This is a genomic window from Mycobacterium sp. D16Q16, assembly GCF_002013745.1.
In the GTDB taxonomy this organism is placed as follows: Bacteria; Actinomycetota; Actinomycetes; order Mycobacteriales; family Mycobacteriaceae; genus Mycobacterium.
On sequence record NZ_MAEY01000001.1, the window covers coordinates 90,061 to 105,036 of the forward strand.

General features: G+C 65.8%; 16 protein-coding genes. 3 read left to right on the forward strand and 13 right to left on the reverse strand.

Features of this window, described 5'->3' with window-relative positions; genetic code table 11:
* The 9 genes from B4394_RS00415 to B4394_RS00455 are packed head-to-tail and all read right to left on the reverse strand — an operon-like array spanning position 1 to position 9,102.
* Complete coding sequence (locus B4394_RS00415; RefSeq protein ID WP_078309091.1) at positions 1 to 753, reverse strand: hypothetical protein; 753 nt, start codon at positions 751 to 753, stop codon at positions 1 to 3.
* The gene (locus tag B4394_RS00420) at positions 750 to 1,268 is read right to left on the reverse strand and encodes an Rv1443c family protein (protein ID WP_078309092.1); all 519 of its coding nucleotides are present in this window, start codon (positions 1,266 to 1,268) and stop codon (positions 750 to 752) included. The genes B4394_RS00415 and B4394_RS00420 overlap by 4 nt, the downstream gene beginning before the upstream one ends.
* Complete coding sequence (locus B4394_RS00425; RefSeq protein ID WP_078313838.1) at positions 1,265 to 1,975, reverse strand: hypothetical protein; 711 nt, start codon at positions 1,973 to 1,975, stop codon at positions 1,265 to 1,267. The genes B4394_RS00420 and B4394_RS00425 overlap by 4 nt, the downstream gene beginning before the upstream one ends.
* Positions 1,972 to 3,495, reverse strand: a complete 1,524-nt coding sequence (locus tag B4394_RS00430) for a pyridoxal phosphate-dependent decarboxylase family protein (protein ID WP_078313839.1) — start codon at positions 3,493 to 3,495, stop codon at positions 1,972 to 1,974. The genes B4394_RS00425 and B4394_RS00430 overlap by 4 nt, the downstream gene beginning before the upstream one ends.
* Positions 3,477 to 4,832 (reverse strand): aminotransferase class III-fold pyridoxal phosphate-dependent enzyme, encoded by a 1,356-nt coding sequence (locus B4394_RS00435; RefSeq protein WP_078313840.1) that lies wholly within the window; start codon positions 4,830 to 4,832, stop codon positions 3,477 to 3,479. The genes B4394_RS00430 and B4394_RS00435 overlap by 19 nt, the downstream gene beginning before the upstream one ends.
* A complete protein-coding gene (locus tag B4394_RS00440) occupies positions 4,829 to 5,887 on the reverse strand; it encodes a fatty acid desaturase family protein (RefSeq protein WP_078313841.1) in 1,059 nt (352 codons plus the stop codon). Before B4394_RS00440 ends, B4394_RS00435 begins: the two co-directional genes overlap by 4 nt.
* On the reverse strand, positions 5,884 to 6,864 hold the full coding sequence (locus tag B4394_RS00445) for an SDR family NAD(P)-dependent oxidoreductase (protein ID WP_078313842.1): 981 nt from the start codon (positions 6,862 to 6,864) through the stop codon (positions 5,884 to 5,886). The genes B4394_RS00440 and B4394_RS00445 overlap by 4 nt, the downstream gene beginning before the upstream one ends.
* Complete coding sequence (locus tag B4394_RS00450; RefSeq protein WP_353647395.1) at positions 6,864 to 8,030, reverse strand: N-acetyltransferase; 1,167 nt, start codon at positions 8,028 to 8,030, stop codon at positions 6,864 to 6,866. The genes B4394_RS00445 and B4394_RS00450 overlap by 1 nt, the downstream gene beginning before the upstream one ends.
* Entirely contained in the window at positions 8,020 to 9,102 is a 1,083-nt protein-coding gene (locus B4394_RS00455; protein WP_078314197.1) for a hypothetical protein, read from the reverse strand. Before B4394_RS00455 ends, B4394_RS00450 begins: the two co-directional genes overlap by 11 nt.
* A 489-nt stretch (positions 9,103 to 9,591) precedes the next feature.
* Here B4394_RS00455 and B4394_RS00460 point away from each other — a divergent pair, with 489 nt between their 5' ends.
* Together B4394_RS00460 and B4394_RS00465 are read left to right on the forward strand one after the other, a co-directional pair.
* Complete coding sequence (locus tag B4394_RS00460) at positions 9,592 to 9,951, forward strand: ArsR/SmtB family transcription factor (protein WP_005060366.1); 360 nt, start codon at positions 9,592 to 9,594, stop codon at positions 9,949 to 9,951.
* 35 nt (positions 9,952 to 9,986) lie between these two features.
* Positions 9,987 to 10,379 carry a Fur family transcriptional regulator gene (locus tag B4394_RS00465; protein ID WP_286141887.1) on the forward strand — a complete coding sequence of 131 codons (393 nt, stop codon included), beginning with the start codon at positions 9,987 to 9,989 and terminating at the stop codon, positions 10,377 to 10,379.
* On the opposite strand, the gene B4394_RS00470 is transcribed toward B4394_RS00465, so the two are convergent.
* Genes B4394_RS00470 through recO form a run of 3 tightly spaced genes read right to left on the reverse strand, consistent with a single transcriptional unit; the run spans position 10,376 to position 12,439 of the window.
* Positions 10,376 to 10,783 carry a hypothetical protein gene (locus B4394_RS00470; protein WP_078313843.1) on the reverse strand — a complete coding sequence of 136 codons (408 nt, stop codon included), beginning with the start codon at positions 10,781 to 10,783 and terminating at the stop codon, positions 10,376 to 10,378. The two genes, B4394_RS00465 and B4394_RS00470, sit on opposite strands and share 4 nt — an antisense overlap.
* On the reverse strand, positions 10,783 to 11,691 hold the full coding sequence (locus tag B4394_RS00475) for an isoprenyl transferase (RefSeq protein WP_078309100.1): 909 nt from the start codon (positions 11,689 to 11,691) through the stop codon (positions 10,783 to 10,785). Before B4394_RS00475 ends, B4394_RS00470 begins: the two co-directional genes overlap by 1 nt.
* The gene (recO, locus tag B4394_RS00480; RefSeq protein WP_078291039.1) at positions 11,654 to 12,439 is read right to left on the reverse strand and encodes a DNA repair protein RecO; all 786 of its coding nucleotides are present in this window, start codon (positions 12,437 to 12,439) and stop codon (positions 11,654 to 11,656) included. The genes B4394_RS00475 and recO overlap by 38 nt, the downstream gene beginning before the upstream one ends.
* A 73-nt stretch (positions 12,440 to 12,512) precedes the next feature.
* Here recO and B4394_RS00485 point away from each other — a divergent pair, with 73 nt between their 5' ends.
* Complete coding sequence (locus B4394_RS00485) at positions 12,513 to 13,913, forward strand: amidase (protein ID WP_078313844.1); 1,401 nt, start codon at positions 12,513 to 12,515, stop codon at positions 13,911 to 13,913.
* Between the two features lie 102 nt (positions 13,914 to 14,015).
* On the opposite strand, the gene B4394_RS00490 is transcribed toward B4394_RS00485, so the two are convergent.
* A complete protein-coding gene (locus B4394_RS00490; protein WP_078313845.1) occupies positions 14,016 to 14,864 on the reverse strand; it encodes a PDDEXK-like endonuclease domain-containing protein in 849 nt (282 codons plus the stop codon).
* Positions 14,865 to 14,976: the final 112 nt, after the last annotated feature.

The window sequence follows — 14,976 nt, forward strand, 5'->3', positions numbered from 1 at the left end:
TCAGCCCTTCACTTTCGGCAGGACGTGGCGTTCCAGCTTCTCGGCGAGGCTGATGCCCTGTGCCGTCATGTTCACGTCGATCGATGTGAACAAGGGAAAGCTGGCGACCGTGCTGTCCCTGGGAACCTCGTTGGTCTGGTGGATCTGGCCACTGCTGGCACCGGTGACGGTGAGATCCATGACGGTGCGCACCAGCTCGACGGGTTTGTCGCGCCAGCTCGCCTTGCGACTGCCCTCGGGCCTGATGTGACCGTGTGCCTTGGCTCCGCCGCCGCAGGTGCCGTTGAGTTCACGCTCACTGTCGATGTCCGCCAGGGAGATTCCGCCGTCGATGGTGCATTGCAGCGTCACCCGCGAATCCAGCGGGTTGACGATGGTGATGGCATCCAGGGTGCTGGGCTTGCCCTCACCGCCGGAGACAATCCCGGTCTCGTACGGGAATCGGTCCCCCTGGTAGTACTGCTCGATCTTCAGTTCGCCGCGCCGGGGACCCGGGCCGACGGTCATGACACCGGCACCGGGTAGCGCGGTGGTCTCCCCGAGATACGTCACCGAGCCGGAGACCTCCTGGGCATAGTCACCGAAGGGCGATTTTCCCTGCGGCTCGGAGGCCGGTTCCCCTGGTGCTGCCGAGTACTTCAAGAGTGCGAAGGCATGTCCGACGGGCTTTCCCGCCTCCTCGTTCACGGGCGAGCAGGCGGCGGCCACCGCGACCGAGAGCACCGCGGTCGCTGCCGCCCCGAGGCGTCTCATCGCACGGCTCCGGTGGCAGACAGGGTCCGGCTCAGCCGCCGGTGCCGATGCGCGAAGAAGGCCGCCAGAATCTTGCTCATCAGCCTGCCCCACCCGGGAATGAGTCCCAGCGGCGCCTGCGGGGCCAGCGTGATCTCGTCAGTCACCCTGGTCTTTTCGCCCGTCTCGGACGCCACCGGCTCCAGGGTGCGGTGGTGAACCCAGACCCGCATACCGGTCATGAGCGACTCCTCACGGAACATCCGGCCGGGCTCGAGCCGCGCCACGGTGATGTCGTCGAACCCGAACGGCAGGACGCCGAACAACAGCAGGAAGCTCTTGCCAATCCGGGTGCCCGGAGTGACATCTGCGATGGACCTGCCCCGGAACTGCTTGGGCATGGTCATCTTCATGTAAGGGCCCATCTCATCGTTGATGCCCTCTTGCGAGGTGACCCGCTCCCACACTTTGTCTACGGGACAGTCGATCTCGCTGACCTTGCGGAAAACATGCTCTTCGGTGTGAATAGATCTCATCTGGTTCTTTCTTTATCGGGGGACGGACGTGCGGTGGCGGCGGTCAGCAGCGAGCCGTCACGAACGGCGTCGGCGGCGTCGGGGACAAAGGAGCCGCTGATGTCGAGGACGGCCGGCACGCTGTCCGCACCGATGTAGTTGGGCAAGATGTCGCCGATCTGATGTAGCCGCTGTGGCAGCAGGTGGTGGTACCAGTCGAACAGCGGCACCACCAGCGCCACTGTCACAAACTGGACGCCGTCGGCGGCCAGACTGCCGAAGAATGCCTGCCAGATCTGCTCGATCATTCCGGCGCGCCGGTACCTCTTGCGCACCCCTTGGGTGGCCAGCTCCGCGATGCGCTCCGGCGCCACCTCGCCGAAGAACGAATCCCACCGCGGATAGAGATAATTGCGCGCCGGTCCACCGTCGCCCCGGAAGCTCCGGGCGTCGCGCAAGGTGCTGAAACTGTCGAATCCAAGCTCGGGATCGTGACGCAGAGAACGCAATACGCCCACGGGGTGCTCACGCGACTCTTCGGTAAACCCGACGTAGATCTCCGACGACCGTTCCCAGGGGCGGTAGTGCGCCATCTCCCCCGCCGCGATATCGACATCGTCGGCAAAATCGTTCTCCAGGCCGAAAATCGAGAACTCGACATTCTTCGCCCAGGCAAACCGGGCATCGGAGGCCGACACGCGTTCGACGCGTACCACGGGATTGCTCATACGGCGCTGCCCTCCGGGATACGGGCACACCAGATCCGGTTGCCGTGGGCGGCTATCTCGGAGACCATCGCGGCTGCCACCGAAGCCGTGACCAAGGGGTTGACGAAGGTGAGCTTGATCGCCCGTCCTCCCGCCGCACTGGACCGGCCCACAATCGCCCTGCCGATGTGCGCCAGCTCGGCGCGAACCGTGTCGTTGATCCCATCGCACACCTCGACCGCCAGGCCAGGCCGCCGCCAGCGCAACACCACGGTGTTGGTGCACACCGGTGCCGCCAGTTCCAGGTCCGGGTGTTCGGCCGCCGCGTGACCCGCGGAGTGCGCCGCGGCGCAGGTGGCATCGATCATCGCCGCGACGTGACGCCGGCCCATCGCCCTGAGCGTGACCAGTACCTTGAGCGCGTCGAAACGGCGGGTGGTCTGTAGCGATTTGCCCACCAGATTGAGCACATCGTGCTCGGCGTCACTCTCCGGGTTGAGGTAATCGGCATGCGCGGCAAGCACATCGAAGCTCGCACGGCTGCGGACCAACAGGGCGCTACAACTGATCGCCTGGAACAGCAGCTTGTGGAAGTCGAGTGCAACCGAGTCCGCCAGCTCGATACCGCGCAGCAGGTTCCGGTGCTGTTCGCTGAAGATCAGGCACCCACCCGCGCAGGCATCCACGTGGCTCCAGATCCCCCGCGCCCGGGCCAGGGCGATGGGCGCTTCCAGCGGGTCGATCGCCCCGAAATCTGTGGTGCCCGCGGTAAGCACGAGCGCGAACACGGGCGTCTCGGCACGGTCTGCCCCGTCCAGGATTCCCGCAAGTTCCTCGACCCGCAGGCGCCCGGCCTCGTCGGTGGGCGCCTCGATGACGGCGTCGGTCCCCAGCCCGAGTAGCCGGAGTGCCTGCCGCACCGAGAAATGCGTCTGCCGGGTGCACAGCACACGCCACGAACTGGCCTGCGGCGGCAAACCCCGTGCCGCGATATCCCAGCCGTAGGTGTTGTGGGCGAATAGGTCCCGCGCGAGTAGCAGCGCCTGCAGGTTCGACTGGGTGCCCCCACTGGTGAAGGTCCCATCCGAGCCGGGTGCGTACCCCATTCTGGCGCAAAGATATTCGACAACCTGCTGCTCGATCGCAGTGGCGGCCGGCGCCTGATCGAAGGAGTCCATCGACTGATTGAACGCACTGATCAGTACCTCGGCAGCCAGCGACGGCAGCGCCGGCGGGCAGTGCAGATGTGCCAGATATGCCGGGTGGGTCACCACCACCGATTTCTCCGCGAGCAGCCCGGCCGCTTCGTCCAAGGCCCGGCTCAGTCCAACGCCCTCGGGATCGTCGAGATCGAGCCGCCCGGCATCACTTTTCAGCGCCGCGTAACCGTCCACCAGGCCGGGCCTGGTGGCTCCACCCAGCGCAGCGCTCGCTCGGTCCGCCGCCAGCCCGATGGCTTCGCGATACGCGGTTTTGCTTTGCCCCGTGAGGAAGTCACTCACGAAGGGACTCGGATTGGGCGTCACCAGGATTCTGCCCATACGCGCTCGCTGGTGGACCGCGTGCGCTCCACCGCCACCAGGGCCGATTCGAATGCGTTGAGCGCCGCGGCGATATCGGGTTCCTCAATGGTCAACGGTGGCAAGAATCGCACCACGTTGCCGTACTGGCCCCCGGTCTCCACAATCAGGCCGTAGTGCAGGCACGCACGCTGAATGTCGGCGGCCAGCTCCGGCGCCGGCGCTCCGGCGTCGTGCGGCCACGGCAGATCGGGGTCCACGATCTCCACGCCCAGCATCAGCCCGACTCCGCGCACATCACCAACCAGGTTCGAGCGGGATGCGATGGCATTCAAGCCATCCAGGAAGACCTTGCCGTGGGCGGCAACCTGCCCACGCAGGCCGTTCTCGCGCGCGAAGCGCATCACGGCGCTGGCGGCGGCAAAGGCCATCGCGTTCCCGCGGAAGGTCCCGGTGAACGCACCGGGCTCCCACACGTCGAATTCCTTACGCACCACCAGGACAGCGATGGGGATACCGGAGCCGAGCCCCTTGGAGATCACCACCATGTCGGGTTCGATGCCGCAGTGCTGAAACGCCCATGCCGGACCCGTGCGGTACATACCGGCCTGCACCTCATCGGCGATCAGCGGTATCCCAAGCGTCGACGCGGTCCGGCGCAATGCCTGCCCCCAGCGGGGCGGAGCGGGAATCACCCCACCCTCACCCAGCACAAACTCGGCGATCAGCGACGCCGGCGCCGTCACGCCGCTGTGCGGACGCGCAAGCCCTTCGGCCGCTGCGATCGCCAGGTCGATACCCTCTTCCCCGCCCACCCCAAACGGGCTGCGGTACTCCTGCGGGTAGGGCAGGAAGCTCGCGTGCGGCGACAGCACCACCGGCTGCTGGCGCAAGCCCCCGCCGGAGCTCGCCGCGCGTGCGGCCCGCGTGCAGCCGTGGAACCCGCCTTGCACGCCCACGTGTTCGCGCCCGCCGGTGGCCACCTCGGCGAGCATGAGCGCCGCCTCCACCGCGCTCGCCCCACTCGGTGAGCACAAGTGAATGCTGGCCTCGGCGGCAAGCCGCACCGGCAGGATGGCGAGCAGCTCCTCGACGAATCGGTCCCGGGACGGCGTGTGGAAGTCCAGTGACAGCAATGGCTCTCCGGAGGAAACCGTCTTCATGACGGCCTCACTGACGACGGGGTGATTCCAGCCCAATGACATGGCCCCGGCAGCGGCCAGGCAGTCGACGTACCAGCGGCCGTCATCGGCGCGCACCCGGGCACCCCGCGCCTCCACCGGCCGTATCGGCAGGCGGCGGGAGTAGGTGGCGGCTCCGGATTCTCTTGCCATGGACGTCAATTGGGTGGTGTTCATACCGTGTCCTTACGCGGGTGAGCGAGTAGACGCCGCAGCGATGAGGCGAGTGAACGGTCTTCGGTGCACCAGTACCCGGCATCCGGCGGGATCGCCGCCATGAGCCGACGGCGCGCCTCACCTAACTGGTGGTAGGGCAACTGGGGGAAGAAGTGGTGCACCGCATGGAAGCGCAACCCCACCGGCGCCCACAGTGAACCCAGCACGGGAACCGAGGGGTGGTCGATGGAATCGAGAACCTGTTCCGGGAAGGTCATCCGCTCGGTCGTGCCCTCGTACCGGTGCGCCGCGAGCACCCGCAGCCAGTTCACGAACAACGCCATGGCGACCACCAGATGCGCCTCCAGCAGCCGGTACGGCGAGTAGGCGCCCAGGAGCAGCAATACCAGCAAGGCCAATGTGTAGGCGAAACAAGCGATTTCCTGCACCAGCCAGGAGCGGGGCGTTCCTTCCGGCGGCAACGGCCGCTCAAAATCGGCGTCGATCATGAGCGATGATGCCCGGGCGAGCACGACGGGCCTGATCGCGGGAATCAGCCAGCTCAACGGGGCCAGCACCAGGAACCGGAAGACAAATGCCAATGGCCCGCCCAGCGCTGTGAACGGCAAGAGGATGATGCGCCAGCGCGGTTCGCTGCTGTAGGCCACGTACTCCCCGTCCTCGGCGGTGCCATAGGTGCGCGACGCGTGGTGCTCATGATGGAACTCGAAGGTGAACTTCGGTGTCAGTAGCGGGATTCCGCATATCGCGTGCCACACCATCGAGAACCAGCGCAGGTCGCGCTCGGCGTGCACGAGCTCGTGGACGAACAACACGGCACGATAGAACGCGAAGGCCGCCACCACCATGCACGCCGCCGCGGGCACCGACAGCAGATCATCGGCCGGACACAACAGGAATGCCGTGTAACCGATCGCTACGCAGGCAGCCAGGTCCAGCCAGTAGATCCATTGACGGCGTGCGGTCAGGTCTGCCACCAGTGCCCGCGCATCGGCCATCGATATGCCGAGCGCTTCCTTGGAGCCACCCTGCGTCTGCCGCGCCTCGACCGTCATCGCACAAACTCCGCTATCAATTCGTGGGTAGACACCTGAGGAATTCCCAGCTCTCGCACTGCCCTATCGGGCGCGTAATACACCTCACGGGCCATCAGTTCCACGTTCTCGGGAATCAGCGCATCGTCGGGGTCGAAGCGCATGGAGACATCACGCACCAGCCTGTTGCCCTTGCCCACCGCGCGGAACAGCCCCATGGGCGCGGACCGCACCGGGTGATCGCGCCCCACCGCGGCCACAAGCAGCTCCCCGATCTGCCGGTACGACAGGTTCACGGTGCTCAGGATGTATCGGCGACCCTTGTCCCCCTTGGCCATTGCCGCGGTAGTGCCCACGACGAAATCCCGTGCCGAGCACACTGCCGTGCCGCCGGGCGGCACCACGCGCAGCAGGCCCTTGCGGGCGGCGACCAACAGCCCCTGCCAGGACCGGGCGGGCCCCGCGCCCGGCGCGAACACGGCGGCGGGGTTCACGACGACAACGTCCAGACCGCGCTCGGCGAAGTCCAGCACCAGCCGTTCACCCGCACGTTTGGACGCCGAATACACGTTGTCCAGCACCGAATCCCGCAGATCAAACTCTTCATCCGCCACCACACCGTTGGGCGGGTAACCGACGGCAGCGGTAGACGACACATGCACTACGCGCTGGACATCGTGCTTCAGCGCGGCGCGCGCCACCTGGTAGGTGCCGAGCACATTGGTCTGCCAAATCTTGTGTCCCAGACGGGCATTCGGTGACGCAATACCGGCGAGGTGATACACGTGGGACACACCGCGCATCGCGTCATCGATGCTCTGCGCATCGGTGATGTCGGCGCAGACCGTATCGACGTGCGCACGCAGTTCGCTGCCGAGAACGGCGGAGTCGTGCGGGTTCGTCAGGACGGTGACCCGTTCGCCCGCCTGCACCAAAGACGCGACGAGGGTGGAACCCAGGTACCCGGTGGCCCCGGTGACCAGTATCCGGCTGCCCATCACAGCGCCTTCTGGTAGACCCGATGGATTTTCTCCGGGTCCGTCTTCATTTGGGCGGTGAGCGAATTCGACCACACGTTGTCCTCATGCACCCAGGTGGTGGCAACCGAGGAGTAGCCGCTGCCGGTGATCGTCCGGACGATCTCCCCCGCCAGGATCCTTCCGATCCCTGCACCGAACTGGGTCTGCACCGCGCCGATGAGCACCACGACGGCGGTGTCGATTCCGCGGATGCGCCCGTCGCGCCGGGCCGCGAGCCGTGCCAGCAGCGCCGGCGTGAGCCGGCCCGAGCGTCCGACGACCTCGTGGACGTCGGGGAGCATCAACAGGAATCCCACTGGGTTGCCAGCGGATTCGACTATGCGCACGATGTTCGGGTCGATCAGGGGCCGCATCTCCGCGGCCATCCCCGAGAACGCGTCACGACTGAGCGGGACATTCTCGGGGTGGTGGGCAAAGGAGTCGTTGTAGAGACCGCGCAACATCTCCAGCTCGTCGCCGTAGTCGCGCATCCGCACCGAGCGCACCGTCACCCCTTGGTCGCGCATGACCGCGTCGGCCCGCTTGAGCAGGCGCTGCTGGACCTCCCGGCTGCCGTCGACATGCCAGCGGAAGGAGGCGGTATCGAACTTCTTGCGATATCCGGCCGCCTCTACCAGCGCCGGGTAGTACCGGGGGTTGTAGGGCTGCATGACCGCCGGCGGCCTGTCGTACCCGGCGACCAGGAGGCCGACTTCCTCGCGCGAGGTATAGCTGAACGGGCCGACCATCTTGGTGATGCCCCGGCGCACGGCCCATTGCTCGGCCGCCCCGAGCAGGGCGCCCGCCACCGCGTCGTCATCCTCACTCTCGAAGAATCCGAAGAATGCGCACTCGCCGTAGCGCTGCACGTACGCCGAGTCGATGCTGGCGGAGATGCGGCCCACGGGGCTGTCACCGCGGTAGGCGACGAAGTTCTCGATCTGCACCTCGCGGTGCAGCGGGTTGTGCTTGGAGTTCATCTTCGCGTGCATGACGCGGCGCAGCGTCGGGCGCCAGTTGGGGTCGTCACCATAGATGCGCCAGGGCATCGCGACGAATTGCTTGGCCTCGCGGTGCGACGCGACGCGCCGCACCGACACCGGCAGGCGAGCCTGTCGCTGCTCGATCAGTCCGCTATCCAGCACGGACGATTCCCAGGTCGTAGGCCAGTTCGGGATTGCCCTTGCTCTTCCACAGCGCGCCGTCCATGTAGAAGTGGTGCAGCACGAAGGTCAGCGGGACCGCGAAGATGACCGTGTCGAGCTGCCCTGCGAGGATGCCCAGCCCTCCGAAGAAGGCGACGTACAGCGGCAGCGCCCTACGCGTCGAGAGCCGTGCCAGCAGCAGCTTCTTCTCGCCCGGATCCTCGGTGCGCGCGAAGCGGGTGTTGTTCCGCGTCCAGTTGATCAGGTGGTACTGCAGACTATGCGTTGTCGTCGCGATCAGGATGAGCGCGAAAAGGTCCGAGACCAGCAGATAGGACAGGTTGTAGGACAGCGCCGCGATGACGAAGGTTGCCACCGACATGGCCGGCAGTGCGCGCTGTCCGGCCCGCTTCAGCTGCACCTGCTCCCAGACGGCGATACCCAACATGACTGCGGCGCAGACGAATCCAGCGATAACCAAGAATCCGGGAATGGGCGGCACCGGCACGCTCAGGTTCGAGAAGGGCAGTCGGTGACCGAAGACCACGTACTCGGAAAAGTTCAGGCCCTGGCTCGCCCGGTACAGCACCGGAGCCAGGCAGACGGCGTACAGCGCGTACTTGATCCGGTTGCGCGGGCCCTTGTAGCCATTCTTCGCGGCGTAGATGTTGATGATGCCGAAGTGCTGTTTGAGGACGTGGAACACCTGCCAATAGGCCCAGATGGCCAGCAGCGGCACCATCCAGCCGCCGAACCACAACGTGCCGACGATCGCGGCGACCACGACGAAGCTGATCACATAGTGCGCCCAGAACCGGGACCGCTCGCGGGGATCCATCCACACACGCGCCGTCGTGGTCAGCACATGCGGGAGGTCGGAAAGCAGGGAGAAGGCCACCGCACCGACGAGGAATACCCCCTTGTGCCCGTCGGCCGCGAAGAGCACTGCCGACAACAACGCGCCCAAACCGAAGACGAAGAGGATGTCGACGCGTCTGCTGACAAACCACCCCGGCCGGTTCACACCGTCGGTGTTCTTCAGCTCGTCGGTGCCGGTAGCAAAGGTGGCCATGGCGATCATCCTCAGGTAGACGTCACAACATTAATTGATAATGATTATCGTTTTCATAACGTAGAGACGTAGCGGCCACGTGTCAACGCCGAGACCTGTGAGCAGGCTGTGACGCTGCTCACCCACAATTGGCCGGTTAAGGTGCATAAATTACGATGCGACAGATCAGAAACCCGATCACGCCGACCTGGAGTGAACACCAGGCCGCCATGGTCAAGTCGCCGAGCGTGACCGGGCTTACAGGCCCTTCCGCTCCACTCGCCACCCACGACGCCGGCGAATCCAGGCATTACAGCAAACTTTCAGAGAGTCAGGGGTGGCGTCCTGCTGTGACCCGAGTCCCCACTGGTTCCCAGCCGCCACGACCACACCCTGATAACCAGATCGGCAATCGGCCACTACCCTCAAGAGATGGGCCCGGTTTGCCGCCGGACCGTATGTTGGGTCTCCGGACAGGCCGGGGCGTGATTCAGGTTGAGGTGAAGCGCCGTGGTGAACACCGTGCTTAGTTCCGCACATGACGAACCACCGCATGCTCCACTCACGCCGCCCGGCCCGCTGCCCCCGCGCGAGATCCTCGAACAGTCCGGTGAGCTGCTCCGTGCACTTGCCGCTCCGGTGCGCATCGCCATCGTGCTACAGCTGCGCGAATCGCAACGCTGCGTCCACGAGTTGGTCGACGCGGTCGGTGTCGCCCAGCCGCTCATCAGCCAGCACCTACGGGTACTCAAGGCTGCCGGCGTGGTCTCCGGAGAGCGCCAGGGGCGCGAGGTGATGTACCGCCTCGTCGACGATCACCTCTCTCATATCGTCGTCGACGCCGTTGCGCACACCGAGGAACAGCGATGAGCGTCCGCGAGGAGCGGCCGGTCTTGCCGGGAACCGTGCGTTCCACCCGCCAGCGCGCGGCCATTACCGCCCTGCTGAAACGGACCGACGAATTCAGGTCCGCACAAGAACTGCATGACGAACTCAAGCGCACCGGCGAAGGCATCGGCCTGACCACCGTTTATCGGACCCTGCAGTCGATGTCGACCTCGGGCGAGGTCGATGTGCTGCGCAACGATACGGGCGAATCGGTGTACCGGCGCTGTTCGGACGGCCACCACCACCACTTGGTCTGCCAGAGTTGCGGTTTCGCGGTCGAGGTACAGGCAGGCGCGGTCGAGGCGTGGGCCGCCGACATCGCCGTGGAGCATGGCTTCACCGAAGTCCACCACACGGTGGAAGTCTTCGGTCTGTGCAGTCGCTGCAGCGCCGCCAACCCGGTCCCCTAGTTACCCAACGCCTTTCTCGCGTCAGCGCCCGTCGAAAACACCATCAGCAGCAGTGTCACCAATGCCTCATCCGTGATTTCGGTGGCGGGAAAGTTGTAACGCAACAACACATCCGCCTTGCGCCCCTTGGTGATCAACAGAATGTTCCCAAACAGGGACTTCTGCGCGAGCCCGTCGACCAGATGCCGCGATTTCGCATTGACGGCCACATCCCAGGCCAGCACCTGCGACAGCGACACCACATCCAGACCCGGTGCGATGGTGACAGCGCGGATCGAGGTGAGCGTGCCCTCGTAATCGGCGGTCAGCGCACCGTCGGCTTCCCTGGTGACCGGCAGCACCGGGTGCAGCACACGGTGCACCCGGTCCAGAATCTCGTCGGCTCCGTTATCGGGGTCGGTCACTACGCCGTACCGAATCGCCGGTCGCGCTGCGCATACTCCAGGCAAGCCGCCCAGAGGTCGCGGCGATCGAAATCGGGGTACATCTTTTCCTGGAACACGAACTCGGCGTATGCCGACTGCCACATCATGAAGTTGCTAGACCGAAACTCACCCGAGGGCCGCAGAAACAGATCGACGTCAGGCATATCCGGCTCGTCGAGGTATTTGGCAACGGTCTCCTCGGTGATGCGGTCCGGCTTGAGCTGTCCGGACTCCACCAGCCGGGCGATTCTCCTTGTGGCTTCGGCGATTTCGGCCCGGCCACCGTAGTTGATGCATGTGGTCAACGTCAGCGTGCTGTTGTTCTTGGTGAGCTCCTCGGTGATCTCGAGCTCCTTGTAGACGCTGCTCCACAACCGCGTCTTCTGCCCTGCCCAGCGGAACCGCACGCCCATGTTGTTCAGGTCGTGGCGGCGACGCTTGACCACGTCGCGGTTGAAGCCCATGAGAAATCGAACCTCGTCCGCAGGCCTTCTCCAGTTCTCCGTCGAGAACGCGTAGGTGGTAAGCCACGGGATGCCCATCTCGATGGCACCGCAGACCATGTCCATCATGGTGGCCTCGCCCATCTTGTGTCCCTCGGTGCGTGGCAACCCGCGGGCGCGCGCCCAGCGCCCGTTGCCGTCCATCACCACCGCGACGTGCCGGGGAACCAGCTCCTTGGGGATGGCCGGCGGTATCGCCCCCGACGGATGCTTGGGCGCGGGATGTGGACGGGTGCCATCGGGGCCCGAACCGGGCAGCAGCTTGGGGAAAACGGCAGGAAAAACCGTCTTGTCCGGGAACGTCGGGGCGTAGCCGGGCGGGACGTCGGCCCAATCCGTGAAGTACTTATCCTGCTGCGGATCGGGCTGGCTGCTCTTCACCATGGGTCATATTTAACCTGGTCCCGCGTTCGACCAGCGGGAGTGTCCGCAGCTTGCGCTCCAGATGCCACTGCAAATGCGCCGCGATCAATCCGCTGGCCTGCGTGCGCTGGGTCTGCGGCACGTCATCGGTGGCCGCCCAGTCGCCGTCATGAAGTGCGGCCATCAGCTCCAGCACACCCGGCGGTGGAGTCGCCGCACCCGCGGGACGGCAGTGCACACAGACGCTGCCACCCGCCCCCACATGGAAGGCCCGGTGCGGGCCGGGGGTGGCGCAGCGCGCGCACTCGTTGATGGCGGGTGCCCACCCGGCAATGCTCATGGCGCGCAACAGATACGCATCCAGAACCAGCTCGCGGGAGCGCTGCTGATCGGCGATGGCCCTGAGCGCGCCAACGGTGAGGCGGTGCAGAGCGAGGGCTGGGGCGCGCTCTTCACCGGCGATCCGCTCAGCGGTCTCCAGGACGGCGCAGGCGGTGGTGTACCGGCCGTAATCGCTGACGATGTCCGACGCGAAGGCGTCGATGGCCTGCACCTGCGTGACGATGTCCAGATTGCGTCCCGGATGCAGCTGCACATCGATATGCGCGAACGGTTCCAGCCGCGACCCAAACTTACTGCGGGTGCGGCGCACCCCCTTGGCTACCGCGCGGACCAGGCCATGCTGGCGGGTCAGCAGGGTCACGATGCGGTCGGCCTCACCGAGCTTGTGCTGCCGCAGCACGACAGCACGATCCCGATAAAGCCGCATGCGAACAGTTTTCCATCTGGTACCGACGAATCCCCGCATTGACGCACTATTTCGACGGCCTACCCTTCTGGTCATGTCGGGCTTTCCTACGCTCACCTCCCAGGCCTCCGCGCTGGTAGAGGGTTCGGCCAGCTCCGTTTCCCTGACCCTCGCGGCGCTCAACGCGATCAAATCCAGCCAGTCGACCCTCAACGCGTTCCGGGTGGTGTGCACCAAGAGCGCCCTCGCCGATGCTGCCGAGGCCGACAAGCGATTAGCCAGGGGCGAGCGGCTGCCGTTGCTCGGGGTTCCCATTGCCATCAAGGACGACACCGACCTGGCGGGCACCCCCACCGCATTCGGTACCGCCGGGGCCGTGGGCTCGGAATCCGAGGACGCCGAACTGGTGCGACGGCTGCGGGCAGCGGGCGCGATCATCGTCGGCAAAACCAATACCTGCGAGCTCGGCCAGTGGGGCTTCACCAGCGGTCCCGGCTTCGGGCACACCCGCAACCCGTGGAGCCGCGCTCACACCCCCGGCGGATCGTCGGGGGGTAGCGCCGCCGCGGTGGCGGCCGGCCTCGTCGCCGGGGCAATCGGTTCGGACGGGGCCGGAAGCATCCGCATTCCGGCCGCATGGACGCACCTGGTCGGCATCAAGCCGCAGCGTGGACGGATCTCCACCTGGCCACTGGCGGAGGCGTTCAACGGGATTACGGTGCACGGGCCCCTGGCGCGCACCGTTGCCGATGCCGCGCTGTTATTGGACGCCGCCTCGGGGAGCACGCCCGGAGATCTGCACAAGCCACCCCATGTGCGGGTGTTCGACGCCGTCCAGGAGGACCCGGGGCAGCTGCGTATCGCGCTGTCGCTCAAGGTTCCCTTCTCAGGGTTTCCCGCACACATTCATCCGACGATCGAAGCCGCGACGCGCTATGTGGCCCATCAGCTGCGTTCGCTCGGGCACATGGTGTCCGAGGGCGATCCGGATTACGGCGTCGGGCTCGGCCTGAACTTCCTGCCGCGGGCGACCGCCGGGCTGCTGCCCTGGCAGGACCGGCTCGATGCCGGCGCGCATTGGGATCACCGCACCGTGACCAACATGCGCACGGGCCGACGCCTGGCGGGCTGGGCGCTGCGGCGGGCGCGTGCCGCGGAGCCGAGGCTGCAGGCACGCGTCGGCAAGATCTTCGGCAGCTTCAATGTCGTGCTGGCGCCAACGACAGCCCAACCGCCAACGGGTATCTACGATTTCGACGATATCGGCAGCATCGCAACGGATCGCGGACAAATCGGCGCCTGCCCCATGACCTGGCCATGGAATGTGCTCGGGTGGCCATCGGTCAACGTGCCCGCCGGTTTCACCGAGGACGGGTTGCCGGTCGGCGTACAGCTGATGGGCCCGGCGAACAGCGAGCCACTGCTGATTTCCCTTGCGGCGCAGCTCGAATCGATCAACAACTGGACAGCGGAGACCCCCGACCCCTGGTGGTGACGGGCCTTTTCGCCGCGCTCCCCTCGGCCGTCCCTTTGCATCGACACGCCGTGTTTTGCGTCGGCTACTCGTGAAATGCGTCGAAAACCGTAGCTTCGATGACTAGGCGGCGCGCTGCGCGGCGGTCAGTGCCGCTCGCACGCGCTCGATCACCGCGGCGGGCCGGTGCGCCAGCTGATCACGACTGACGCGCACCAGCCGCCAGCCCATCGAAGCGATCATCTCGTGCCGTTCGATATCGCGGCGATGCTGGTCAGAATCGCCCCAGTGCTGCGCCCCGTCGAATTCGGCGGCCACCCGTTGCTCCCGCCAGCCCATGTCGAGGCGAACGGTCCGCCCGTCGGGACCGCGCAGTTCGATCTGAGTTTCTGGCTCGGGCAATCCGCCGCCAATGAGACACATACGGAGTCGAGTTTCCTGCACCGATTCCGCACCTGCATCCGCCAGTGCCAGCACGCGTTCCAACTGCCTCAGCCCTCGCGCCCCGCGACGCCGCTCGGTGACTCGCGCGACCGATTCAACTGTGCACAGCCGCAGCAGCACATCAACAAGCTCGACAGCTCTGTTTAGCCGGACACGGCGGCCAACATCGAACACCGTGCGGGCCGGTGTGGTCACTGGTATCCCACGAACCGTCATCACCTCCGCGAGCAGCAATCTGTCGCTATGGATCACAATTCCCGGTGGTGAATCGTGTCGCCGACGCACTAGCTCGGCCGGTCGATCCGCCGATATCCATGAGTTGCCGTGCAACGCAGCGGCTGACACTCCAGACACCACACCCTTGCGCCCGGACCACAAGAAGGCCGCCTCGGCGCGAAGCGCTGCGGTCAGTTCGACATCGCGTCGCCGATAGACGTTTTGGAACACCTTCGCGTAGTCCTTACGGAGCATCTGCGGTGTCAGCACCCCCGACGCCAGTCCCTCGCTTGCAACGATGAGCCCACCCATGGCAGGACCCTTGCATGCCCCTCTGACAAGTCGACGAGACTACGGTTTCGACGCATTTCGCGAGTAGCCGACGCAAAACGCGGCGTGTCGGCGCAAAGGGGGGCAATCGGGG

Bases quoted from the DNA above. Each gene is read 5' to 3' on its own strand.
- B4394_RS00420 (WP_078309092.1), bottom strand. From the start codon at position 1,268: ATGAGATCTATTCACACCGAAGAGCATGTTTTCCGCAAGGTCAGCGAG.
- B4394_RS00445 (WP_078313842.1), bottom strand. From the start codon at position 6,864: ATGGGCAGCCGGATACTGGTCACCGGGGCCACCGGGTACCTGGGTTCC.
- B4394_RS00440 (WP_078313841.1), bottom strand. From the start codon at position 5,887: ATGACGGTCGAGGCGCGGCAGACGCAGGGTGGCTCCAAGGAAGCGCTC.
- B4394_RS00490 (WP_078313845.1), bottom strand. From the start codon at position 14,864: ATGGGTGGGCTCATCGTTGCAAGCGAGGGACTGGCGTCGGGGGTGCTG.
- B4394_RS00415 (WP_078309091.1), bottom strand. From the start codon at position 753: ATGAGACGCCTCGGGGCGGCAGCGACCGCGGTGCTCTCGGTCGCGGTG.
- B4394_RS00425 (WP_078313838.1), bottom strand. From the start codon at position 1,975: ATGAGCAATCCCGTGGTACGCGTCGAACGCGTGTCGGCCTCCGATGCC.
- B4394_RS00430 (WP_078313839.1), bottom strand. From the start codon at position 3,495: ATGGGCAGAATCCTGGTGACGCCCAATCCGAGTCCCTTCGTGAGTGAC.
- recO (WP_078291039.1), bottom strand. From the start codon at position 12,439: ATGCGGCTTTATCGGGATCGTGCTGTCGTGCTGCGGCAGCACAAGCTC.
- B4394_RS00475 (WP_078309100.1), bottom strand. From the start codon at position 11,691: ATGGTGAAGAGCAGCCAGCCCGATCCGCAGCAGGATAAGTACTTCACG.
- B4394_RS00485 (WP_078313844.1), top strand. From the start codon at position 12,513: ATGTCGGGCTTTCCTACGCTCACCTCCCAGGCCTCCGCGCTGGTAGAG.
- B4394_RS00435 (WP_078313840.1), bottom strand. From the start codon at position 4,832: ATGAACACCACCCAATTGACGTCCATGGCAAGAGAATCCGGAGCCGCC.
- B4394_RS00455 (WP_078314197.1), bottom strand. From the start codon at position 9,102: ATGGCCACCTTTGCTACCGGCACCGACGAGCTGAAGAACACCGACGGT.